Here is a 23,282-nt window from a genome sequence, read left to right on the forward strand (position 1 = left end):
CAGATTTCGGGACAGGGTCTGTTATGAGTTTCTATCAAAAGGTTTACAAACCTGAACAGAGAATCAATCTACTTTTTCAGCTGACTAAAGTTGGCAACGAGAATATTAAAATCGCCTTGGTGATGAAGTTTAAGAGCAACATAACAAAAGCATGTTGCGCAATCACCAGCGGTTACACTGAAAAAAGACTGAACGAATCCAGCCTTTTATTCGGTATGTTTTAAGTTAGTGCTGTCCTTGCTCGGCAATCCCCACTTATTTCAAGGGCAAGATCTGATGCTACCAAATAATCAATCAAGTACGTCCATATAAAGCGCTGGCATACATGAACTCACCACAGGTATAATAACGCTATGTATTTCATAAGTTGTCATTCCTACAAAACCCCATTGGTTTCTGTTTTTATTTTTAATTGCCTCAGTAGTGGTCGCTACGAAATCCATTGCCCCAGCTCTATCATATACATCAGTATTCTTAGACTTATCCATTAACATTTCTGCAATATGCATTTCACGTGATTGCTGCAAATGACCATGATTGTACTCACCAGGAATTTCTTCAAAAATGTCACGATAAACATCAAAAAAGATCTTAGACATTCCATTAATACAAACTTTCCAAGGATCAACATTATCATTTGCTGATGCAGGTAGAGCTGCACCAATTGACAGTGCGATTGTGATTACAGATTTTAAAATTACATTTTTCATCGATTTCATTCCTTTGAATTCATGCTAATTAAGGCTTTTCCAATTAATCTTACTGATTCTAATAAAACTATTTATTGAAATGATAAGAGTTAATTTAATGTCTAATCACAGTAAGTGATGAAAATAAAGATTAGTATTATCAGGTGCTTAAAGTATGATTAACTAGTGTTAATGAAAAGCATAGGTTGATCTAGTTTAAGTATAACGGTTTTAGATTCAGCTATTTCCCTAATTGATTGTTCATTCTACCTATTTAACGATGTCATTCCGGCACACGTCAATGTGTAGTGGAATTAGCGTATATCATCCCCACTGAAATATGCGAATGGTAATTTTTATCATATTTGATGTGTGTCAAATAATGAGCTTATATTGGCGGTATCGACTGGTTTTTGTGTTTTTTATTTTGTTATCACTCTGCTATTGGTGTGGTTATTAGCGCTAACTTCTTTTCTTGGTGGTTGGGGCGTTTTCTACCATTTTCGATAAATTTTGAATTAAAAATATTAATTCGTGTTGTAAAATTCACTACGAGGTTATATGAAACAGATCATCAGAAGTATTCCAATCTCTATTCTCTTTAGTTTGCTCGTTGCATGTGGTAGTGATTCGAGTACAACTACAGCTAGTAGTGGCACTGATACTACTAGTATTAACCATAAGTCGATATTGAAATCGGGCCTTTATAAGGCAACAAGTGGTGGGAGCTATTTGGGACTCGTATCAAAAAATGAAATTAAAATTAAGGGTCAAGACGGTATTTTAGAAATATCAATAAATACATCAAAACAAAGTATCACAGGGTCAGGACATTCTTTTATTAATGGTAAGCGTGGAAGTTTAAAGGTAACTGGTAGTTTTAATAATGAAAATAATGGGTCTATGTTAGATCTACACTTTATTGATAATAAAATTTTACCGGAAAATATTAAATTTAGGATGTGGTCGGATATAACTAATAAAGGGGCAAGTTTAGAACAAATAAAAGGTAAATATACTACTGTAAATCAAAGCATTGATTTGGAGATAAGTGCTTTAGGAACAATCAAAGGGCACAGTCAAGATGGTTGTGATTATACTGGTGATGTCGAAATACCAGATCCAAAAATAAATATATATAAAATATATTTTACAATGAAAAATTGCACATCTGCCGGGGAATATACTGCACTGGCATCTTTTCTAAATGAGAATGAATTAGTGACGATAGGTAAAAATAATAGCTATAAAATCTATAAATAATCTGAAATTGATTTTAAGTATTACTTTTGGAGTGATGATGATCATGGAAGATCATTATTAAAAATGAAAGAAACAGGAAATCATAGAGGTAAAGCATTCGATACGACTTAATTGTTCATAAATAATTTATAGTCGCTGAATGGAATAAACGCTACTTTTAAGGTTATGAATTACAGTAGGTTAACGCCTAGTATGTATAATTATTTATTAGACTACGCATTAGCAAGCCAATCCAATGCTAAACGACGGTCACTGAATATTTTTATATTCCAGGGCATTGGCCTAGGAACATCCACAAGACTTTCTGTACATTTTTTTGTGACAGAGCTATAAGCAACTACGGCCATTGAACCTATTTGAACTAGTGTGGCTAAATGTTGCTGAGCTTCAAAGATATAGGTGTATTGATGGACTTTATTGATTAACAGATTAAAAGGGTGTTCAAGTTTGGAGAGTAAAAATTCATGGTATTCTCCAACCATTTCTAAATCCATCTCAATATCATTGTCGACTATCACTTCAGCTAAATTTGGCTTCAATATAATTATTTCACCAAACGATAATTTATATTTAGACATTAGGATCCATCCCTGTTAATTATCAATAAAGAAAACATATAATTGATTCTATTATTATTTTTGTTTACAGCAAGAAAAGCAATACTATTTTTTGAAAAGTTGTGACGCAACTGAGAAATAAAAATAATATGATATATAATTATCGTTTCTGATTAAAAATGTCGGCAGAATAGACCACATATTGATTATTTACCAAGACGCTTACACTACAAATAGGTATTTTGATAGTAATATCAAGTAAGATTTAGCTTATTTTTGATAATAACGATACAATGCTCACAATATTGTAGGGTTTTGTATAAAAAGGTAATAACGCATGTATTCGTACGTAGCCAGACAACCGATCTTAGATACTGATAAAAATACCATTGGGTATGAGCTGCTATTTCGGGATGGTCCAAAAAATTCGTTTCCGGATATAGATGCAGAGCAGGCAACCAGTCGGTTGCTATCAGATCAGTTTATGAATTCATGTTACAATACGACAGGGAATAAACTTGCTTTTATCAATTTTCCATACAGCAGTTTAATCAGTTTAATACCGACTTTACTTTCCAAAGATAAACTCATTATTGAGATTCTGGAAGATTGCGAACCAACGGATGAACTGTTCCAAGCGGTCATTATTTTTCATCAAAAGGGCTACAAGATGGCTCTTGATGATTTTATTCCAGACTCTCGCTGGAATAGATTCCTACCTTACATCGATTTTATTAAGTTTGATATTCAACTTTTCCCACTTTCTGAGGCAAAGTCTTTTATTCATAATAATCTCCACCATAAGATTAAATTTTTAGCTGAAAAAGTAGAGACTTACGAAGAATTTCAACAGGCAAAACAAATTGGATTTGATTACTTCCAAGGTTATTTCTTTAGTAAACCAGAGATGTTACAACAACGGGTTATTGAGCCATCAGAACTGGTCACATTGCAATTGTGCTCTGAAATATCTACTCCAGAACTGGATTATGATGCGATAGAAAAATTGATAGCCAGCGATGTTACCTTGTCTTATAAACTTCTTAAATATGTAAATGCATCATCTGTCATTAGCAAAGCCATCACCTCATTTAAACATGCTCTGATTTATCTAGGACAGGATAAGCTGCGCCGGTTTATTTCTTTAATGACAGCCGCTCATGCCAATCAGCATAAACCTCAGTCTCTATATGTTCTATCTATCCAACGGGCGCGAATTTGTGAACAACTCGTGACTAAAGGATCATTTAAAGTAGAGCCAAATCAAGCCTTTTTAATGGGGATGTTTTCTTTACTAGATGCTTTATTGGATAAACCTTTGTCTCAGCTTTTAACTAATTTACCCCTCAGTGAGGAACTTAAATTAGCATTGAACGAAGGTAAAGGAGAGCTTGGGCACTTGCTTAATGCAGTAAAAGCCTATGAGAACGCCGACTGGGAACAAGTCAATAATCATTGTAATGTACTTGGTATTTCGGAAGAGCTCTTTGCCAGTCAGTATGCTGAGTCGCTCCAATGGGGCGATGATTTCACCATCTAATTGTGACATTGTGAACTCCAAGGGGGATAGATAGAATTATCAGAGTTAACGCGAATGATGTTGCATGATAATACCTCGTATCCATTTGATATATTAGAACTCTTCTATTTTATTATTCTATTCTGTATTCATCGGCTTTATAACACGCCTAGCGCCATAATATCCAATAAATAACGGCCTATACGGGTTTTGTTTCTTCAGACTTGTCTAGTATGTAGCTAGCTTTGGTTGTGTGCAAAATATTTGGCGATGTATATGACCGGAATGAGACCGTTTAATTATTCAAAAATTATTTATATCCAGCGAACCAGTAGATGGTAATTTTTCATAACTGTAAAGTTGATTTCACTTTGATTTATCAAAAAAACATAGTAATAACGTTGCTTATAAGTTAGCATGCAAAACAATCTACGAGAATGATAATCATTCTCGCTACACAGTTGTTAATGATTTGGTTTGTGTATGTTTCGTTGTTTCTTTTTGAATAAAAAATGGTTTCTCTGGTCGGTATACGGGACGACAGCTGTTGTATTGATCAATTGGCTTCGAGTCGGCGTGGATGTGGAGTTAAACTATTGGGATGGTGAATTTTACGATCTTTTACAGTCTGCGCTTGTTTCACCTAATGCCGTCTCTATTCATGATTTCAAAGACATAATAATCGACTTTTTTAAGCTCACTACTGTCTATGTGGTGATTTCAGTTGTTGTTGATTACTTTATTAGGCATTGGATATTTCGTTGGCGCTGCGCGATGAATGAACTCACATTCCGATTCAAGGTTAACAACATAATGAATACTAAGTATGAGGGGAGTGGTAGTTATAGTGGAATGACTATAGGTCAAGGCCGCAATTATATACTATCAGCTCAATATTATTTCTAAGTAAATATAGCCTGTCTAGTACAGGCTTTTTTGGAAAATGTTTATGGATAATGAAAAACAACGTCTTATTTGTGGCGTCGGTATTAACGACACAAATATCGAACTAAAAGAGAATGGTCGATATATAAGTCAATATCGAACATGGCGCTCGATGCTTCGCCAGGCCTACGGAGTCGATATAAAAAACCGCCGCGTTGGGGGGCTTACAATTTGTAAAGAATGGTTCTATTTCTCTAAATATAAAGCATGGTATGACGCGAATAAATTAGATCGTTTTTATGTCAGTAGAGATATAAAAATACCCGGAAATAAACATTATTCTCCTCAGCGTTGTATTTTTGTACCTTATGTGTGGGGACGACTGCTATCTAGAGAGAATGTAGACCTTTATGCCTTATATGAGGAAATGGAACGTTGTCGAACTGAATATTCGGACAATAAAAAACTCATGAAACTAGTTAATGATGTCCTTAAGCGTTATTAAATTACACCATCTAATAAATTACAACTTGATATTAGTTCCGTTTCTTCTTGAACGGAACTAACTACCTAGTGCTGAGTAAATCACCAAGGTACGTATCTAATTTGTATTAGTTTTTTGAAAGTTATTTACCAATACATCCTATTGTCATGATAAATAAGGTTAAGTTTACATGCGTGTAGTAATCCTTAGTGCCTGAAAAATATAAATTAGCGAATACACCAAACAATCTAAAACTGCTTAAGTAAGTTATAAAAGCCATTGATTATTCTTAAATATATCACTCAGATGGTGGAGTTAACCACCATCTGATCGAAATTACACTTAAACATGCTATATCAACAAGTGATACTCATCATATGCCAATAGCCTATATTTATGATAAGTGTGTAAAAAATAAGTTAATTATCAATGTTTTGGTACTCATAGTGATGGCTGCACCACTGAGTTCTACCTTGCTGCTTCTCATGTCGCATAATTTACAAATCATTTAAAGCACGATTTCAAATGGACTAGAGTTATAACGTGCCAGATTCATAAATATTAATGTTATCTACTTAAAACATTAAATAGCCGTAAATGTGTGGCATATCTACTAATCCTGCACGAGGAGCTCTAAAAATGGAAAAGAGCATTTTTCAATTTATCTGGAAGTATTCAAAAAGAAATCAGTTGACTCTCACTGCTATTACGCTCCTGACTTTCCCTATTCTGTACGCTTCGCTAGAATTACCTAAGCGCATTATTAACGATGCAATTGGTGGAACAGGGGAAGATGTTTTTTTGCTGAGCATGAAACTAAGTCAGACCCAGTTTTTGATGCTTCTTTGCATCGGTTTTCTATTATCAGTATTAGCCAATGGGTTGTTGAAGATGCACTTAAACACCATGAAAGGTGTGTTATCGGAACGATTATTACGGCGATTTCGCTTTCAACTTGTTGCTCGGATGTTGAAATTTCCACGCTCATATTTTCGCACCACAAGTCAAGGTGAGTTGGTCTCGATGGTGACATCTGAAGCGGAACCCATGGGGTCGTTTATGGGGAACATGCTATCGCAACCAGTCTTTCAGGCTGGGCAGATGCTGACAATCCTTGTGTTCCTATTTGCCCAGAGTTTCTGGTTTGGGGTTGCGTCCATAGCGCTTATTCCATTACAAGCATGGATTATTCCTAAATTACAGCGCCAGATTAATGTGTTGAATAAAGAGAGGATAAAAGAGGTTAGAAAATTTGCTGCTGATATTGGTGAAACTGCTGCACGTGTCAGTGATATTCGTATGAACGGCGGGACACGTCATAGATTGTCATTGTTTTCTAATCGTTTGGGTAACTTGTTTAGCATTCGTTTTAAGATTTATCAAAAAAAATTCTTTATGAAATTTCTGAACAACTTCATCAATCAATTAACACCATTTTTTTTCTATTCTGTTGGTGGGTATTTAGCGATCAAAGGAGAAATTACTGTCGGAGCCTTGGTTGCAGCACTCGCAGCTTATAAAGATCTGTCGTCACCTTGGAAAGAGCTGTTAGCTTATTACAACCAGACCCAAGATATGGTATTGCGTTGGGAGCTAGTAATCGAACGCTTTGCACCAAAAAACCTTGAGAAAGACACGTTGTTTGATGGGGGACCTCATACGTTTAAGAACCTTCGTGGTTACATAGCTATGAAGGGAATTACTGTGAATTTTGTTGAGCATGACGTGAATTATTTACATCAAACCCTGGTTGTTAATCGCATCGGCGATGCCAGTTCCAAACCTTATATCTTTCAAGGAACACTCGGTGAAAGCCTATTCAAGCCATTTAATTATGAACCGGTCTTTGGTAAGGGGATATCGGTTGCTGTTGCTGGTTGGAAAGAAGTGTCTACGCGAGCTGCTAACAATGTTGCTCCCTTTGAATCTGACAGGGTTGCTCCTCAAATGGCGAAGGGTCAATCATGTGATGAGAGCAAAGACATCGACGATATCATGGTGCGCAAGGGGCTACGGACACGCCTTGAACTTGATATTCAGCAAGAGACTAATCTCGTTCTGACGTTGCAGGATGAAGCGTTTTATCATCGGCTTGGAGTGATCGTAGAAACAAAACGCTTAGTTGGCGAACGAGTGTTGTCACCGGAATACTTTCCTGTTACGTCGGTGCTTGGAAATGCAATTTTTGAACGTATTTCAACTTTTTCAGATGCCCGTGAGAAGTGCATTGAAGATATTATTGTTGATGTCCTGAAGGAACATTGTTTAAGGCTATTAGTCGCGCAACTTCTGTATAATGTAGTGACGACTCAGGGGGGAGAGCATCTTTTCGCTGTTTTCAGGGAACGCTTGGCTATCCATGATGCTGATGCTCGCACTTTGACTCGTAAATTGATGCCTGACACCACCTAAGTTTCATTGAAAACCTTGCTAGAATCAGTAACTAACAAGATTTTATCTAAAGTGAACAGGGATTTTATGGTGTAGTGTTTAAGATCTTGTTCGTTGACTAAGGTCACTGCTTATTACATTGCGTGTCAATTTAAGCCCTACAAGTATACTAGCGACTAGTCCACATATAAGTAAAGTGATAGCGAGGCTGCCAAAGTCACTGGCGGCATGTAAACCAAAACCAATCATAAGGTAGTAGAACAAACCAAGTAATGCCCCTGCGCTGCCTAAGTGATCGCGGTAATCCGTTAATGCGCCACTTAGTAGGTTGGGTAAAGCGAGTCCAAAAGACAAATAAACCAACATCATTGGGATGAAAAACCATACTGAGTCTTGTAGAAGATAGACACAAATACCACTGAGTAAAAGTAAGGCTGTCGCAAGACTAACTATATGATCATGGCTTAAGTGGCGGCGGATTAATCGCATGTTGATCATTGACCCTATAATAGAGCCTGCAGCAAGTAAAAAACCTGTATAACCAAAGTATTCAACACTGACACCAAGCTTTTCAAACATAAATGGCGCAATACTGTAGTATGAAAATAGCGAAATATTAAAAATCGCGACCATAAGCGAGATATACCAAATATGGTCATCTTTTAGCATTTTAAGACCAACAGCTAATAAGCTATCACGGCGGTTGTTCGCTGGCTTAGTTTCAGGCAGATGAATAAATGCCCATACTAAGAGCGCAGCGACAAATATTACCATAGCGGAAAAGACCCAAGTGTATCCACCGTGTGCGGTCAGCCAGCTACCTGTTAGCATACCTATTACAGGACTCAAGCCAATAGAAGTTCCCACGATTGAGAACACGTGTGAAAGTTCCATACCATGGTAGCCATCACGAATAATGGTTTGAATACAAATTGAACCTACCGCTGCACCAAAAGCGCAACAAGCGAAACCTGTTAATATCATATCAAAAGTTGGCGCCATCAAGGTAAATGTGGCAGATATAATGAATACGATTAAGCCAGTTAATGTTGAGGTACGTCGACCAATGACATCACACATACGACCCCAAACAACAACTCCGACAGCAAAAGCAATAAAAAAGATTGATAATGCTTGGGCGGCTGCGGCAGCCGATACACCAAAATGATTTTTAATAGATGTCAGTGCTGGACTGTACATGGTTTCGATAATTTGCGGAAACATCAGTAATATGACCGCTAAAGGAATTGAAATCTTTTTTACTTCAGTATTCATTATTTTTTCCTATTTCCTATTTCCTATTGCACTATTTAGTGCGTAATAAATCACATCAGTTACGATAATGAGAAGTATATAGTACATAGAAGGGGGTTAATGTTAACATTGGGACTATAAATATCGATTTAAGGACAGGGTAGGGTGGAGAAATGGCTTTTATTTCGAAAGAATCTGACTTCAACGTAGATGAACATTCAGGTTTAGTCGTTGGGGTTGCATCTATTTTGGGTGTTCATGACTCGGGACGACATACACATACAAAAGATCAATTGCTGTTTTCTCAGCGCGGTTGCATGGTGATAACAATGGCAGGAATGAAGTGCGTTCTTCCCCCGATGCGTGCAGCTTGGATCCCTGCCGGTATTGAGCATAGTGCTCAAATGACGAACGTAAGCCACTGTTTTTTAATGAATCGTTACAATCAAAGTTATCACGTAAAATGAGGATATTGGATGTTAATCCGTTATTTCTAGCCTTGATTGATAGAATGGCAATGTGGTCATTTGATAAATCAGAAGATGAAATGATTAATTCTCTGAACCTATTTATTGTAGAGTTGAACGCCGCTAAAGATACACATTTGAATTTACCCTTACCCTATGACTATCGATTAAAAGATTGGCTACTTAAGGTGAATAACGACGACTTCCTTGCCCCTACGTTGACACAGCCAAGCACAGAGGTGGGGGCCAGTACTAAGACGATCACGCGTATTTTTACAAAAGAGACAGGGATGCCCTATCAAAGTTGGCGTCAACAATGGCGGGTGCTAGCGGCGATAGAATTATTATCCAAGCAGTTACGTGTTACTGATATTGCTTATCGTCTCGGTTTTTCGAGCGATAGTGCTTTTATTAGTTTTTTTCGTCAAAAAACAGGATTTACTCCACTTCACTTTATAGAGAAATCTGGAATAAACCAACAGAGCGATCAAACAGCCTTATTTAATAATTGATGACTTTGTTAACTTCCCGGTTTTATGATTTATTTATATTTTAGATATTGAGATGGGCTTAAAAAATGAATGGATATGGGGCATAATATCGCAGACTTTCATATCTAAACGGAATTTTAATGATTGCTATTCCACTGCCTTTTATCATGTCACTGCTACTAGTGATCATCGCAATTACTCTACTCCTGAAGAAGCCAATTGAGGGTAAAGTACCTTCTTTATTTATCACTTTATGCGCGATAAGTACGGCGGTGGTTGGGCTTCGCTGGACCTTTGATATCGCTATTTTCAGGTTTTTACAGCCGATCTTTGCATCATTTTTACCTGTAATGGCTTGGTATTGTTTTTCTAAAACATACAATGCAGGGCGCTTTTCGTGGTTACATTTGTCTGGTCCTCTTGTGATTATTGTATGTTCGTGGTGGTTTACATTCTGGCTTAACGCGATCGATGTTATTTTGACTATGCTTTATCTTAGCTACGGTACTTTACTCATTCGTTTCTCATTCGTTTCTCATTCGTGATGCCGGACGACGTTCGGCTTTCTCATGTTGAGCGGGTACTTCTTGCGCAGCGCATTGCCGGTATCATGCTGCTTGTGTCTGCCTGCATTGATGGCGTACTGTCTTTTGATTTTATAGTGTATGGAGGAGAGCATGCACTATACATTTTATCCCTCAGCTATCTAATTATTATTCCGGTCGTTGTTGTTGCCGTTATTATTGTTGGTTTTAGCACATTAAGTATAAAGTCTGAGACGTTGTCAGGTGTAGATGAAAAGTCGTTGCCTGATGCTAGTATTGAGTCCCCCTCGAAAAGTGTTCGATTATCTGAACAGGATGCTAAGGACATCGTGAGTAAAATTGATACCTTGATGAAGGATAAAGAAGCGTTCCGCGATATGAATTTAACCTTGGGTCGTTTGTCGCGAAAAGTCGGCATTCCTACGCGGCAAGTTTCTATGGCTGTAAATCAGATATGCGGAATGAATATTTCGAAAGTACTGAATGAATACCGAATTACTTATGCGAAAAAGCGGCTTGTAGACAGTGAAGATAGTATCACTGATATCTATCTTAGCGCTGGCTTTCAGACCAAGTCTAACTTTAACCGTGAGTTTACGCGCATCACAGGCCAAACACCCAGCACATATAGAAATGACGCTCTAGTGCTTTGCGAAAAATAACAGTATAAGGTCAACGCAGGGCACTAGCAGGTAAGAGAGTGCCCTGTATATTAGACTACTTTACTATGCACGAGTGAGGAAGTTAAAAATATCCTTAAACATTTGCTGATGGAGCATGAGTCGACTTGTACCAGAACCATCCTTACATATATACCATCCCCGGGTACTTCTTCCTCTAAAAGAGCGATAGCGCCTGGCTTACACACTTGTAAAAAACTGAAATGCATTGCTTGTTCATACACTTTATAATGACGATTAAATAATGGCAGGTGTTCGGCCAGATAACCGGATTCCATTGCTTGAGGCAAGTCTCCAATATCGATCCCTGCACCTAATATCAGCACGGGTGTCTCCACTTTCTCCATACTTTTTAAAGAGAAGCTACGTGCACCACCTAGATCTAAAATCACCGCTTTTTTGATTCTAGGATCATAGAAGTCAAAGGATGTAGGTTCTCTCGGTTGGGATGATGAGAGTCCCAGTTCGTCAGCTAGGCCACAGGTTCTGGGATTTGGGTACAGCTGGCACTGCGTTTGAAATGCGTCGCGGTCAAGTTGTGCGCCGACTAATTGCATTACACTCCAGCCTCCTAAAGAGTGACCGATAGCAGATATGTTTTCTGCATCAATCGAGGCGCGCCAAATCGTATCTTCGAGTAAGTAATCTAATACACGCACCAAATCGTGAGGTCGTTGCCACCACTGTGATGCCTGTAATCTAGAATGATTAAATGTAGTGGTTCCAGGATGGTTGAGAGCTGCGACCACATAACCTTTTAGTGCCAACGAATTTGCAAGCCAGCTTTGGTTTCTCCAGTTTCCGCGATATCCATGAGAGAGTAATACAAGAGGATGCTTTGTGGGTAAAACCGAAGCATTTTTGACTACTTCTGTTCCAACAAAAGCTATATTTTCGGCAACTGATTCTGAGGGTGTATTTTGAGAGGTGGGATACCAGAGGCTGACTTTTAATGGGCGGCTCGTATCACTAGCTAACTGAAACTGTTGAAATCCAACAGACTCTGCGAAGGCTAGCTTACTAATACATAGAAATAAAACACTAAGGACGATAGGTAACTTCATTTAACGATTCCTGATTTAGGCTAAAAGTGACGCTAGTATGTCAATAAGCATGGTTGTAGGCGCCCTAGAATATGATGTAGGACGACTTAAAACAGGTTTTAGTACCTATTTCCTTGCGTTTAATGTACAGAACCATAGAATCAGTCTGATATTTAGGTTCGTTGATGAATACAATAGACTTAAATCGTGTTTACTTTAATTTATGGTATATCAGAATGAAAAGTTTAGTTTTAGCTATTATGGTTTTATTGTCTTTCGGGAAGGTAAGTGCAAGCGAAGTTTCCGATGCTACTGCATTTAAGGATCTAAAAAAAGAAGTGCGGATGCTGAGAAAAGACATTCGAAGATTAGAAACGTTAATTATAAGGTTATCAGATAAAATTGATGACGATGAAGATGACAGTGTACCTACTCCTACGAAGAAAGATGTATGGGGATGTTATATCAAGGATATTACTGCCGGAGCTGTATATGGTACAGGCCGTACAGAAGCTGAGGCTAAAGGTAAGGCATTGGAGAAATGTGAGTTAAAAGGTGGAGCGTGTTGGGAGAGCAATTTAAAATGCTCTTCTGATAACTCGTAAAATAGAGACAAGCGCTATATAACTGTTTTGGCGCTTGTCTAAATTTATTATCCTTAATAAGCACTGTAGCTCATGTTAGCTGTCACCTATTGGAACTTAAATTGATTCAGTTTAGACCCCGATATTTGCTCGGCAATGACCTTATGAGTTTGTGTTGTCGGGTGAGTAACCCCCCAGAAAACATAATCATCAGAGCCACCTGAAGCGCACTCACTCGTTAATGCATGACTTATAAAATAATCGACAGTAGATGACCTGTTGATGTTTAAGCAAGCATCTTTAGCATTACTAAATCCATACTTTTCAGGTGTATTAATTATGTTTTTAATTAATGTATTTGTATCAAATAGGGCTATATTTATACCTTTATTTTGATATTCATTAATTGATTTTTTAATAAATAGGTTAAAAGCTTTGATCTTTTGTTTTACTATTTTTGCATGTTCCTCAGTACTGTATTTAAACTGAGGAGCTTTTGTCGCGTCTGGTAAATTGAGAATAAGAATATTTTGTGCGCCATTGTCTGTTAGTCTCTCTAGTGCGTAACTAAAATCATTACTTACATCGATGACAGAGCGGTCATAGTTTACAAAATCATTAAGCCCGAACTCAAGTGTAAATAGGCTATTCTTCGGACGGTAGTTTTTTGCCATCGCAATATAGTTAATGTATGAGTCTACTTGATCATGGATACCTGACAGCACTTCGTGTTGTGTATTTCCTGCAGACCCACCAACAGCCCATGTGTATAAAGGTAGCGCCTTTTCTTTTGCAAGGTACTCAGTCCATACAAAACCGTTAGTAAAGTGGCCTAAGAACCATGAGTTTTTATTTGGAGCTTGCCATTGTGCACCATTAAAGAAATTCCCTGTATCTGAGATACTATCACCAAAGCTGATGATTTTATTGATCGCATCTGGTTGTTCGCTGTTGTCATTTATCCAAATTGAGTGATTATAAGAGTATTTATTATCAGCAGCGAAATATGTAATATCAGCGGTGTCGTGAGTAACATCTAAAGTTTCTGCACATTTAGCCATAATTTGTTCTTGAGGTGATGTGGTATAGAACATATTCATAAATGAAGTTGATGAATACCAGTAACCACGGATGGTGTAATAGCTGCCATTTTCATTTAGTGCCCATTTCCAATCTGTAGCTGGATCATCATGGTTATAATGAGGGCGATACCAGCATCTAACATAGGTATAAGTCTCAGAGGATTGAACATGCTGAATTTTTTCAGCAGTTATGCTTTTAACCAGTTCATTGCTCGATGCAAAAGCAGTAACGGGCAAAAGCAATAATGCGGCAAGTATTATTTTTTTCATATTGGTGTTTCTCATATTATATTGTGGTTAAACGTATGCAGGAACTTAAAAGTTTTTTGTCACGTTTAATTATTGGTAAATATGTTAACTAAGAATAAGTACCTTGCAAACATACCTACCTATGTTAAAACCGCAATTAGTATGTCAATTAAAATTAACTAAAAATCAAATAGTTGGACACTCTTAACAGGCGTGGAATATGTTAGGTGAGGTGGGTCACGTAGTGTGGTTCTTATAACTACAAAAGGATAGAGTTTTACTATGTACGGCTGCTTTAAAAACGATAGGTAGTGGCAAGGAGTTCTTTCTAAATTAATACATGAACATATGTGTCGCTATGTATTTTATGTGGGGGAGGGGCTATGATAGGTGTATCTGACATTATTGCTTATAGCACAGTAAGGCAGAATGGTTTCTCGAACTTATTAGAACGAATAATGCCTTGGTTTTTACTATCCGAGTTGCACTCCCTTCTCACTTATCCCAATAACCTGAACCCTCGCCTAATTTATTGTGGATGAACTTGATGAATACTCTTACTTTTCAGACAGGTGTTTTCTCTCGGGATAAATTGCATATATTGCATGCTTTGGGAGACTATATTCGTCCATGATTGAAATAAGTGTGTTTGATTTCAAGTGCTCATCGACGATAAAGGTTGGCATCTGGTAATAGGCTTAGATTTTACTCGCTCTTTTTTTCTCATGCATACGCTGAATATTGAACTCTTTTTTCAATTCAGCTTTACGCTCTGCTTGCTGTTCAGATAGTGGGAAATTTTCTAGTTCGGTAAAGGTATCAGCTATTTTCTTGGTTACTTCTGGCCATGGTCGTTCGACTTTGACGAGTAGCGCGATACACACTTGTACTTTATTCAGTGCTGCACCAGTATTGAGTGGCGCGATAGAAAGTGCAGTTTCAAAATGTTGTAATGCGACGTCAAGTTTGCCTTCAGTAAATGCTTCAATACCCAGTTTGTTGTGCTGCTGAAATTGAACCTCTTTACCGTCTTCTTCACCACTGATACTTGCAAGTAATTTTTCGCTGTGTACATTAGAGTGTTGAATATAAGGCTGCAGATTTTCAGCAAATTCAAATTCTTCTAACTCGACAAGCAGATTAACCAGTTGTGGCCCTAACCATTCTGGTGTGCCTTTTGGTTCCATTAAATATGCTTCATTACTTTTTAGCAGGGCGTGTTTCGCTTTAACTTGGTTGCCTTTCACATTATGAATAGACGCTAAGCTATAACCTTCCAATGCCAATAACTCATCTTCTTCAACATAGGGATGTTGTTGCGAAGAACGGTGAAATAAACCACTAATCTCTTGTAACAAGCGGCCTTGTTTAAATTTGTCTTCTTCATTTTTAGCGACAAGAATAATGGCTTGAACATAATTAATCAGGTGTTGAGGATCTTGATGTATGGTGTTTTTGGTCTGCATTAGAATAGCGAAAAAAGCTTCTTTGGCTATTGCATTCATATTTGTATCAAGTGCCAATTCTGCGAGTAGTCCTTGACGGTCTAATGATAAGTGAGATTGTTTGATCGCGCGTTGCACAATTTGCAATGCTTTTTCACTGTCGCCACCATCCCTGAAGCATTGTGCTAACCAATCATAACCATCTAGTAGCATCGGATTGTATTTAATGATATCTGATAACAGTGGTATTGCTTGTTGGTAGTTTTGTTCTAGATAATACACTCGACCTAATAGCAGCTGTGCTTGGGTATGTGGGTGATCCTCTATAAATTCTTCTAAGATAGTACGCGCTTCGGCGTACTTTTCTTTTTCAATTAATAGCTCTGCTTTAAATAAACGACAGAAATTACGGTAGCGTGAAGAATAGATTATCACGTTATCACATTCTTCTATTATCTGAGCAAAGTCGTCATCCTTAATCGCTTGATAAATTGGTAGCAGGGCATCTTTTTTATTGAATGCTTTTTGAATACGTAAATTCAGTTCGTTTTGTGAAAACGGTTTCATCAAATAATCATCGGGTGTCATTTTAATTGCACTTAATACAATTGCTTTCGAATTATCACCTGTGACTAAGAAAAACACGGTATGGATAGGTAACAAGTTATTCACTTTTAATGCTTCAAATAACTGACGTCCATTAAGGCCAGAGCCAAGATTGTAATCAACTAACAATAAATCATAGGTATTGTGGCGACACAACTTTAATGCGTCTTCGGCACTACCCACATGCGTGACATCTTTCGCCCCAAAGTTAAGCAACATGGTTTTGAGCATGATCTGAAAAGCACGTTGGTCATCAACAATGAGTACGCGTTTGTTTCGATAGTCAAAATTCTGATTCATGTTTATTTAAAGCTCAAGGGTTATGGGTAAATTTAGACGTGAATGATTAGCATTTACCACAATAACAGGTATGCATAATACTGTCTTGAGAGGAACACCATTTTGTTAGTCAGAACTGTTAACTGGGTGTTTTTTGTGCGAATAAATTGTAACAAAACTATATTTAAAATTGTTTTATTAGGTAAATAGAATGGAGAAAATTTATTGTTTATATAGTGGTTTATTGATATTTAGATAATGTCTTAAAAGATAAGATAGTAACGTTGGGGGGGATAAGTAATATTAGAGAGTGGTGGAGGGAGAAGGATTCGAACCTTCGAAGGCTGAGCCGTCAGATTTACAGTCTGATCCCTTTGGCCACTCGGGAACCCCTCCACATTTTCTCTATTTTTTCATCTATTGCTAGATGGATATTTTACCTTGATGACTATTTCTACATTGGCCACAATGTAAATTCAACAAGGTAGAATGATGGTGGAGGGAGAAGGATTCGAACCTTCGAAGGCTGAGCCGTCAGATTTACAGTCTGATCCCTTTGGCCACTCGGGAACCCCTCCACAAGTAATGCTTTTTTCATCTACTCGCAATGGTAGATGTTGTCTTCACGTTGCAGATTACTTATAAGACCTATTTAAGGCATAGAACATTGGCCACAATGCACTTCTTATTTCAAATAATCAGCAAAGCTAAATGATGGTGGAGGGAGAAGGATTCGAACCTTCGAAGGCTGAGCCGTCAGATTTACAGTCTGATCCCTTTGGCCACTCGGGAACCCCTCCACAAGTAATGCTTTTTCATCTACTCGCAATGGTAGATGTTGTCTTCACATTGCAGATTACTTATAAGACCTATTTAAGGCATAGAACATTGGCCACAATGCACTTCTTATTTCAAACAATCAGCAAAGCTAAATGATGGTGGAGGGAGAAGGATTCGAACCTTCGAAGGCTGAGCCGTCAGATTTACAGTCTGATCCCTTTGGCCACTCGGGAACCCCTCCACAAGTACGAAACGGATAGTATCAGAAAATTTCTGTATGTGAATAAAAAATTCGAATAAATAGCTAAATATTTATAAAAACAGGTCGATAACTTACTAGTTGATTATTTCGCGGCAAAATTTGGTTGTTCTGCGCGCAATATTGTTCAAGAGGTAACTTATTTACGTTCAATCGATACGACAACATGCCTTAATTGATGAGCTGCAACTTGGCCAACAATTAAATAAATGTACTTTAAATGGTGATAGAGCGAAATTTTCTCTGCTATTAAGTATGTTGTCATCTGATATTTCAGATCAGAAACAAATCGAAATTAAGCACTCTGCCGTTGATACGTCAGCGTATGATGCTGCGCGAATGGCAAGGCTAAATAAGTATGCAGCAAACAATAATATGGCCGCTATGCGTTTAGAGATCTGTTTTTCACCCGAAGTTGGTGTGGGAGTGGGAGACGCTAAATATGTTGCAGAATCTGTACTACAGAACAGTTCTCACTTATTACAACAAAAGTTAGCGCACGGTTCGTTAATTAAACCTACAGCGGACGAGCGTGCTCAAGCTGAACAATCTTCCACATCCCCTCAAAATACCGCATTGCCACTGGAAAACCAATCGAGTATGGCAAGTTTATTAGATGTATTAAATAGTTATGATGCTGATAAACCATTAAAAATTAGAGAATATAGCTAAAGATTGTTTTAAATGTTTTTGGTAAAGTACACAATATAAGGCTAGATTGTTACACAGCGTTAACATACTATGACTTTATATTAATAAAGATCAGGTTATATGAATACGTAATCGTATTGATATAACCATAACAGCGGTGAAAATAATGTCTGAGCTAAGTAGTTCTGTAGAAACAGAAGGCAAGTCAGGCTCAATGGCTCAAGACGATATCGTCTATGCGCATATCTTTGATGCCATTCTTGAACGTCGTCTTCCGCCTGGAACAAAATTAAATGAAGAAGCATTGGGTGATATTTTTAGTGTAAGTCGTACTATCATACGTCGTGCATTACTACGCTTGTCACACGAACAAGTGGTGGTGATCCGTCCTAACCGGGGGGCTATTGTTGCATCGCCTTCTGTCGAAGAAGCAAAACAAGTTTTTATTGCTCGGCATACACTTGAAGATGCTATTACTAAGCTTGCTGTTGAGAATGCATCAAATAAGCAGATTACACATTTACGTCAATTAATCGTGGAAGAAAATGAAGCCACCAAACAAGGTGATTTAGGAAAAGCGATCCGTTTATCGGGTGAATTTCATCTAAAGCTGGCTGAGATGTCCGGTAATGTGCCTTTATTTAATTTCCAGCGTAGCTTGGTATCGTTAAGCTCGTTAATTATTGCGCAATACGAAGTCGCGACCAGTACGCATTGTGTATTGGATGAGCACAGTGAGTTACTCGATGCGATTGAAGAAAAAGATGCTGAAAAAGCCTGCTTATTAATGCGTGAACATTTAAAACATATTGAGTCTAAACTGAATTTAGATGGTGAGACCGTTTCCAGCGATCTGCATGTTGTCTTTTCTAATGTGTTAAATAAAAAATAAAATAACGTTAATTTTTATAATATTGTATACAAACGATGCCAAGTGCGATGTAACTTGGCATTGCTTTTTCTGCCTACTATTCCTATTGCCTTATCTAATCTTCACTATAATTGTATATATAACCTTTAAATTATTTCATTAAATTGTGTCTCAATTGTTATTTTTATGTAACAGTAAGTTGACTCTCGAGTCAGGTTTTTAGTCTGGCGGGCTCGATTAGTCAGTCAAAACACAGCTAATAATAAAAAATAATAGCAATTAATGTCAATGTCAATGTTACGGAATAACGCAGGAGGTACGACTTGATTAAGTTTCTACTTAACCAAAAGATGTGTCAGGTATCTGACCTTTCACCCAACACCACGGTGCTTAATTTTTTACGCCAGGAAGAAGCGAAGAAAGGTACTAAAGAAGGTTGTGCATCAGGAGACTGCGGTGCATGTACCGTTGTACTTGGTGATGTTGTCGATGGGCAGATCCGCTATACATCAGTAAATGCGTGTATTACGTTTATATCCGCATTGCATGGTAAGCAATTGATCACGGTCGAAGATCTAAAATCAAAAGACGGTGCCTTACATCAGGTGCAACAAGCACTTGTTGATTTTAACGGTACCCAATGTGGTTATTGTACCCCTGGGTTTGTCATGTCGATGTTTGCATTAAGCAAGAATACCCCGTCAGCCGACAAGCATGCTATTTTTGAAGCATTAGCAGGTAACCTATGTCGTTGTACTGGTTATCGCTCTATTATTGATTCTGCAATGGCGTTGGCAGAGCAAGACCATATTGTTGATGCGTTTGAACGCCTAGAAAGTGAAACTGTTGCGAAACTTAATACTATTGATCGCAGCGGGACACAAGAATTAACGGGTAACGGTCAATCATCTTACTTGCCTGATAATGTGGCTGATTTAGCGGCGTTATTAGTTAAATACCCTGATGCTCGTATTGTTGCTGGTGGTACAGATTTAGCTTTGGAAGTAACCCAATTCCATCGTCCTATTAATACCTTGATTTCGGTTGGCAACGTGGCTGAAATGAAAGACATCAGTGTGACTGATACCCATATCGAAATTGGTGCAGCACGCAGCTTAACGGATAGTTACAGCACCTTAGCATTATACTTCCCTGATTTTGGTGAATTACTACACCGCTTTGCTTCGCTGCAAGTCCGTAACCAAGGCACGATTGGTGGCAATATAGGTAACGCATCGCCAATTGGTGATACGCCGCCAGCGTTAATCGCGTTGAATGCACAAGTTGAATTACGTTGCGGCGATGATGTGCGCTTAATGGATATAGAAGACTACTTTATTGGTTATAAGATAACAGCACAGAAAGCAGCTGAATTTATTACCAAAATTATCATTCCATTACCGATGTCAGAACAAGTATTCGGTATTTACAAACTATCAAAACGTATTGATGATGACATTTCAGCTGTGTTAGCTGCATTTAATATAACCCTGAAAAATAATGTTATTACGGATGTGCGTTTAGCATTTGGGGGGATGGCTGCGACGCCGATGCGTGCGCAACATGCTGAGAAGATATTACTGGGTGCTGCGTGGGAATACGGCAGTATTTATACGGCGATGCAAGCGTTAGATAAAGATTTTTCACCCTTATCCGATTTTCGTGCAAGTAAAGAATATCGTTCACTAGCAGCTAAGAATTTACTGAAGAAATTTTATTTAGAACAGCAAAATACAACAATTGAAACGCGGGTAACGTCTTATGTCTAATCACAATAAAGTGCAATTATCACAGCTGCAATTGTTAGCGCAAGCGAATCGTTCAATCAAGACTGGTGTGGGCCAAAATGTAAAACACGACAGTGCAGGTATTCAGGTGACGGGCGAAGCGGTTTATGTCGACGATCGTCTTGAATATCCTAATCAGTTACATGTGTATGTACGCATGAGTGATGTGGCACATGCTAATATTACGAAAATTGATTTAATACCGTGTTATGAATTTGATGGTGTGGAATTAGCTATTGAAGCCAAAGATGTTCCTGGCGAGTTAGATATTGGTGCAATTTTACCGGGCGACCCATTATTAGCCGATGGTAAAGTAGAGTATCTGGGTCAGGCCGTGATTGCTGTCGCGGCAAATTCGATGGAGATTGCACGTCAAGCGGCACAAGCGGCAATTATTGAATACGAAGAGCTACCTGCGATTTTAGATGTGGAAGAAGCATTAGCCAAAAAGAGCTTTGTGACTGAATCGCATGAACAGAAACGCGGTTATTCGGCTGCAGCATTGTCAGCAGCTAAGCATATTTTAGAAGGTAGTATTCATATTGGTGGCCAAGAGCATTTCTATTTAGAAACGCAAGCTGCATCAGTGATGCCAACGGAAGATGGTGGCATGATCGTGTATGCATCAACGCAAAATCCCACTGAAGTACAGAAACTGGTTGCCGAAGTGATTGGCGTACCTATGCATAAAGTCGTGATTGATATGCGCCGTATGGGAGGTGGTTTTGGTGGTAAAGAAACCCAAGCCGCGGGACCTGCATGTTTATGCGCGGTATTTGCTAAGTTAACGGGGCGGCCAACTAAGATCCGCTTACCACGTGTTGAAGATATGATGATGACAGGTAAACGTCATCCTTTCTTTAATCAATACAAAGTTGGTTTTAATGATGATGGCCAAATAAATGGTATTGAAATCATCGTGGCCAGTAACTGTGGTTATTCACCGGATCTATCAAGTTCGATCACTGACCGTGCGATGTTCCACTCAGATAATGCCTACTATTTAGGTGATGCGACAATCACTGGTCACCGTTGCAAAACTAATACTGCATCAAATACCGCATTCCGTGGTTTTGGTGGTCCTCAAGGTATGATGACTATTGAACATATTATGGATGAAATTGCCGGCAAATTAGGTAAAGATCCATTAGATGTACGTAAAGTAAACTTTTATGGCATCGAAGACAGAAACGTTACGCATTACTACCAAAAAGTAGAAGATAACTTTATTCATGACTTGGTTGCAGAGCTTGAAGCAACAAGTGAGTATGCAGCGCGTCGTAAAGCGATTGATGAATACAATAAAAATAGTCCCATTTTGAAAAAAGGTATCTCGTTAACACCTGTTAAATTTGGTATTTCGTTTACGGCTACCTTCTTGAACCAAGCGGGTGCATTACTGCATGTTTATACTGATGGCAGTATGCAGCTAAGTCACGGTGGGACCGAAATGGGCCAAGGGCTTAATACTAAAGTGGCGCAAATTGTCGCGCAAGAATTCCAAGTAGATATTGAGCACATTCAAATTACCTCGGCGAATACCAGCAAAGTACCTAATACTTCACCGACTGCTGCATCATCAGGCACCGACTTAAATGGTAAAGCTGCACAAAATGCAGCACGCACTATTAAGCAACGTTTGATTGATTTTTGTGTAGCGCACTTTAGTGTGACAGACGAAGAGATTATCTTTAGTAATAATACGGTGACGATCCGTGAACAGGTCATGACATTTTCTGACTTAATCCAACTCGCTTATTTTAACCAGATTTCGCTATCTAGTACTGGCTTCTATAAAACGCCTAAAATCTATTATGATCACGCGACAGCGAAAGGGCGCCCATTTTATTACTTCGCCTATGGTGCATCGTGTTCAGAAGTGTTGGTGGATACCTTAACGGGTGAATATAAAACGCTGCGTGTAGATATCCTACATGATGTTGGTGCGTCACTGAATCCTGATATTGATATCGGCCAAATTGAAGGTGGTTTTATTCAAGGCATGGGGTGGTTAACCACTGAAGAATTAGTATGGAATGACAAAGGTAAGTTAGCGACCAATGGCCCTATGGGTTACAAAATTCCTGCTATTGCAGATACGCCAATTGATTTTAGAACGCACTTGGTTGAAAACCGCAGCAACCCAGAACAGACCGTTTATAACTCAAAAGCAGTGGGTGAACCGCCGTTTATGTTAAGCATGTCAGTGTGGAGCGCATTGCGTGATGCGGTTGCGAGTGTGGCTGACCATCAATATGTACCGCATCTCGATACGCCTGCAACACCAGAGCGAGTGTTATGGGCTGTGCAGGATGCAGAGCATTATAAGTTTGACGAGGCTAAGCGCACTCAGGTTGTTGAGTCTGAAGTAGTAAGTGTAACTGTGTAGCCTGTTAATCATGCAAGAGTACTGTTTAACAA

Annotated in this window: 21 protein-coding genes and 4 tRNA genes; 15 read left to right on the forward strand and 10 right to left on the reverse strand. The window is 38.4% G+C overall.

The features are described 5' to 3' along the window. On the forward strand, nucleotides 1–224 hold a 224-nt coding region (locus BT797_RS24060; protein WP_075471190.1), incomplete at its 5' end, for a hypothetical protein. A 66-nt stretch (nucleotides 225–290) separates the two neighbouring features. Here BT797_RS24060 and BT797_RS04460 read toward each other — a convergent pair. Next, nucleotides 291–710, reverse strand: a complete 420-nt coding sequence (locus BT797_RS04460) for a hypothetical protein (protein WP_045109631.1) — start codon at nucleotides 708–710, stop codon at nucleotides 291–293. A 540-nt stretch (nucleotides 711–1,250) separates the two neighbouring features. Between BT797_RS04460 and BT797_RS04465 the strand changes: the two genes are divergently transcribed. Continuing rightward, nucleotides 1,251–1,952: a hypothetical protein gene (locus BT797_RS04465; protein WP_075471191.1), complete on the forward strand. Its 702-nt coding sequence runs from the start codon at nucleotides 1,251–1,253 to the stop codon at nucleotides 1,950–1,952. A 212-nt stretch (nucleotides 1,953–2,164) separates the two neighbouring features. On the opposite strand, the gene BT797_RS04470 is transcribed toward BT797_RS04465, so the two are convergent. After that, on the reverse strand, nucleotides 2,165–2,530 hold the full coding sequence (locus tag BT797_RS04470; RefSeq protein ID WP_075471192.1) for a hypothetical protein: 366 nt from the start codon (nucleotides 2,528–2,530) through the stop codon (nucleotides 2,165–2,167). Between the two features lie 316 nt (nucleotides 2,531–2,846). On the opposite strand from BT797_RS04470, the gene BT797_RS04475 reads away from it, so the two are divergent. The 4 genes from BT797_RS04475 to BT797_RS04490 all read left to right on the forward strand — a co-directional run bounded on the left by BT797_RS04475 (nucleotide 2,847) and on the right by BT797_RS04490 (nucleotide 7,809). Then, nucleotides 2,847–4,049 (forward strand): EAL and HDOD domain-containing protein, encoded by a 1,203-nt coding sequence (locus BT797_RS04475; RefSeq protein ID WP_170860716.1) that lies wholly within the window; start codon nucleotides 2,847–2,849, stop codon nucleotides 4,047–4,049. A gap of 462 nt (nucleotides 4,050–4,511) precedes the next feature. Then, a complete protein-coding gene (locus BT797_RS04480; protein WP_082293755.1) occupies nucleotides 4,512–4,934 on the forward strand; it encodes an SbmA/BacA-like family transporter in 423 nt (140 codons plus the stop codon). A 43-nt stretch (nucleotides 4,935–4,977) separates the two neighbouring features. Continuing rightward, a complete protein-coding gene (locus BT797_RS04485; protein WP_075471193.1) occupies nucleotides 4,978–5,418 on the forward strand; it encodes a hypothetical protein in 441 nt (146 codons plus the stop codon). Between the two features lie 618 nt (nucleotides 5,419–6,036). Beyond that, nucleotides 6,037–7,809, forward strand: coding sequence for an ABC transporter transmembrane domain-containing protein (locus BT797_RS04490; protein ID WP_075471194.1), 1,773 nt, complete (start codon nucleotides 6,037–6,039; stop codon nucleotides 7,807–7,809). 78 nt (nucleotides 7,810–7,887) lie between these two features. Here BT797_RS04490 and BT797_RS04495 read toward each other — a convergent pair whose 3' ends face one another. Beyond that, nucleotides 7,888–9,063 (reverse strand): MFS transporter, encoded by a 1,176-nt coding sequence (locus BT797_RS04495; protein ID WP_075471195.1) that lies wholly within the window; start codon nucleotides 9,061–9,063, stop codon nucleotides 7,888–7,890. A gap of 152 nt (nucleotides 9,064–9,215) precedes the next feature. Here BT797_RS04495 and BT797_RS24190 point away from each other — a divergent pair, with 152 nt between their 5' ends. From BT797_RS24190 to BT797_RS24205, 4 genes are all read left to right on the forward strand, one after another. Then, complete coding sequence (locus BT797_RS24190; protein ID WP_244534130.1) at nucleotides 9,216–9,509, forward strand: cupin domain-containing protein; 294 nt, start codon at nucleotides 9,216–9,218, stop codon at nucleotides 9,507–9,509. A 5-nt stretch (nucleotides 9,510–9,514) separates the two neighbouring features. Continuing rightward, nucleotides 9,515–10,021, forward strand: coding sequence for a helix-turn-helix domain-containing protein (locus tag BT797_RS24195; protein WP_244534131.1), 507 nt, complete (start codon nucleotides 9,515–9,517; stop codon nucleotides 10,019–10,021). Between the two features lie 119 nt (nucleotides 10,022–10,140). Beyond that, nucleotides 10,141–10,545, forward strand: coding sequence for a hypothetical protein (locus BT797_RS24200; RefSeq protein ID WP_244534132.1), 405 nt, complete (start codon nucleotides 10,141–10,143; stop codon nucleotides 10,543–10,545). Continuing rightward, nucleotides 10,545–11,207, forward strand: coding sequence for a helix-turn-helix domain-containing protein (locus tag BT797_RS24205; protein WP_244534133.1), 663 nt, complete (start codon nucleotides 10,545–10,547; stop codon nucleotides 11,205–11,207). The genes BT797_RS24200 and BT797_RS24205 overlap by 1 nt, the downstream gene beginning before the upstream one ends. Nucleotides 11,208–11,257: 50 nt before the next feature. Here BT797_RS24205 and BT797_RS04510 read toward each other — a convergent pair whose 3' ends face one another. After that, nucleotides 11,258–12,289: an alpha/beta hydrolase family protein gene (locus BT797_RS04510; RefSeq protein WP_244534134.1), complete on the reverse strand. Its 1,032-nt coding sequence runs from the start codon at nucleotides 12,287–12,289 to the stop codon at nucleotides 11,258–11,260. A 164-nt stretch (nucleotides 12,290–12,453) separates the two neighbouring features. On the opposite strand from BT797_RS04510, the gene BT797_RS04515 reads away from it, so the two are divergent. Beyond that, complete coding sequence (locus BT797_RS04515) at nucleotides 12,454–12,873, forward strand: hypothetical protein (RefSeq protein WP_045109637.1); 420 nt, start codon at nucleotides 12,454–12,456, stop codon at nucleotides 12,871–12,873. Nucleotides 12,874–12,959: 86 nt separating this feature from the next. Here the strand turns inward: BT797_RS04515 and BT797_RS04520 are convergent, their stop codons facing one another. The 6 genes from BT797_RS04520 to BT797_RS04550 form a co-directional block, all read right to left on the reverse strand. Further along, the gene (locus tag BT797_RS04520) at nucleotides 12,960–14,204 is read right to left on the reverse strand and encodes an SGNH/GDSL hydrolase family protein (protein WP_045109638.1); all 1,245 of its coding nucleotides are present in this window, start codon (nucleotides 14,202–14,204) and stop codon (nucleotides 12,960–12,962) included. A 677-nt stretch (nucleotides 14,205–14,881) separates the two neighbouring features. Next, nucleotides 14,882–16,534: a response regulator gene (locus BT797_RS04530; RefSeq protein ID WP_045109639.1), complete on the reverse strand. Its 1,653-nt coding sequence runs from the start codon at nucleotides 16,532–16,534 to the stop codon at nucleotides 14,882–14,884. A 290-nt stretch (nucleotides 16,535–16,824) separates the two neighbouring features. Beyond that, nucleotides 16,825–16,909, reverse strand: a tRNA-Tyr gene (locus BT797_RS04535). Between the two features lie 97 nt (nucleotides 16,910–17,006). Then, nucleotides 17,007–17,091 (reverse strand) — tRNA-Tyr (locus tag BT797_RS04540). Between the two features lie 137 nt (nucleotides 17,092–17,228). Beyond that, a tRNA-Tyr gene (locus BT797_RS04545) sits at nucleotides 17,229–17,313 on the reverse strand. A 136-nt stretch (nucleotides 17,314–17,449) separates the two neighbouring features. Then, a tRNA-Tyr gene (locus BT797_RS04550) sits at nucleotides 17,450–17,534 on the reverse strand. A gap of 192 nt (nucleotides 17,535–17,726) precedes the next feature. On the opposite strand from BT797_RS04550, the gene BT797_RS04555 reads away from it, so the two are divergent. From BT797_RS04555 to xdhB, 4 genes are all read left to right on the forward strand, one after another. Then, nucleotides 17,727–18,224, forward strand: coding sequence for a VC2046/SO_2500 family protein (locus BT797_RS04555; RefSeq protein ID WP_075471196.1), 498 nt, complete (start codon nucleotides 17,727–17,729; stop codon nucleotides 18,222–18,224). A 145-nt stretch (nucleotides 18,225–18,369) separates the two neighbouring features. After that, nucleotides 18,370–19,095, forward strand: a complete 726-nt coding sequence (locus BT797_RS04560; RefSeq protein WP_045109641.1) for a GntR family transcriptional regulator — start codon at nucleotides 18,370–18,372, stop codon at nucleotides 19,093–19,095. A 302-nt stretch (nucleotides 19,096–19,397) separates the two neighbouring features. Continuing rightward, nucleotides 19,398–20,843 carry a xanthine dehydrogenase small subunit gene (gene xdhA, locus BT797_RS04565; RefSeq protein WP_075471197.1) on the forward strand — a complete coding sequence of 482 codons (1,446 nt, stop codon included), beginning with the start codon at nucleotides 19,398–19,400 and terminating at the stop codon, nucleotides 20,841–20,843. Beyond that, complete coding sequence (gene xdhB, locus BT797_RS04570; protein WP_075471198.1) at nucleotides 20,836–23,250, forward strand: xanthine dehydrogenase molybdopterin binding subunit; 2,415 nt, start codon at nucleotides 20,836–20,838, stop codon at nucleotides 23,248–23,250. The genes xdhA and xdhB overlap by 8 nt, the downstream gene beginning before the upstream one ends. Nucleotides 23,251–23,282: the final 32 nt, after the last annotated feature.

It is taken from the genome of Moritella viscosa, assembly GCF_900120065.1.
GTDB classification, from domain to species: Bacteria; Pseudomonadota; Gammaproteobacteria; order Enterobacterales; family Moritellaceae; genus Moritella; species Moritella viscosa.

Bases quoted from the DNA above. Each gene is read 5' to 3' on its own strand.
- BT797_RS04460 (WP_045109631.1), bottom strand. From the start codon at position 710: ATGAAAAATGTAATTTTAAAATCTGTAATCACAATCGCACTGTCAATT.
- BT797_RS04465 (WP_075471191.1), top strand. From the start codon at position 1,251: ATGAAACAGATCATCAGAAGTATTCCAATCTCTATTCTCTTTAGTTTG.
- BT797_RS04470 (WP_075471192.1), bottom strand. From the start codon at position 2,530: ATGTCTAAATATAAATTATCGTTTGGTGAAATAATTATATTGAAGCCA.
- BT797_RS04475 (WP_170860716.1), top strand. From the start codon at position 2,847: ATGTATTCGTACGTAGCCAGACAACCGATCTTAGATACTGATAAAAAT.
- BT797_RS04480 (WP_082293755.1), top strand. From the start codon at position 4,512: ATGTTTCGTTGTTTCTTTTTGAATAAAAAATGGTTTCTCTGGTCGGTA.
- BT797_RS04485 (WP_075471193.1), top strand. From the start codon at position 4,978: ATGGATAATGAAAAACAACGTCTTATTTGTGGCGTCGGTATTAACGAC.
- BT797_RS04490 (WP_075471194.1), top strand. From the start codon at position 6,037: ATGGAAAAGAGCATTTTTCAATTTATCTGGAAGTATTCAAAAAGAAAT.
- BT797_RS04495 (WP_075471195.1), bottom strand. From the start codon at position 9,063: ATGAATACTGAAGTAAAAAAGATTTCAATTCCTTTAGCGGTCATATTA.
- BT797_RS24190 (WP_244534130.1), top strand. From the start codon at position 9,216: ATGGCTTTTATTTCGAAAGAATCTGACTTCAACGTAGATGAACATTCA.
- BT797_RS24200 (WP_244534132.1), top strand. From the start codon at position 10,141: ATGATTGCTATTCCACTGCCTTTTATCATGTCACTGCTACTAGTGATC.
- BT797_RS24205 (WP_244534133.1), top strand. From the start codon at position 10,545: ATGCCGGACGACGTTCGGCTTTCTCATGTTGAGCGGGTACTTCTTGCG.
- BT797_RS04510 (WP_244534134.1), bottom strand. From the start codon at position 12,289: ATGAAGTTACCTATCGTCCTTAGTGTTTTATTTCTATGTATTAGTAAG.
- BT797_RS04515 (WP_045109637.1), top strand. From the start codon at position 12,454: ATGAATACAATAGACTTAAATCGTGTTTACTTTAATTTATGGTATATC.
- BT797_RS04520 (WP_045109638.1), bottom strand. From the start codon at position 14,204: ATGAAAAAAATAATACTTGCCGCATTATTGCTTTTGCCCGTTACTGCT.
- BT797_RS04530 (WP_045109639.1), bottom strand. From the start codon at position 16,534: ATGAATCAGAATTTTGACTATCGAAACAAACGCGTACTCATTGTTGAT.
- BT797_RS04560 (WP_045109641.1), top strand. From the start codon at position 18,370: ATGTCTGAGCTAAGTAGTTCTGTAGAAACAGAAGGCAAGTCAGGCTCA.
- xdhB (WP_075471198.1), top strand. From the start codon at position 20,836: ATGTCTAATCACAATAAAGTGCAATTATCACAGCTGCAATTGTTAGCG.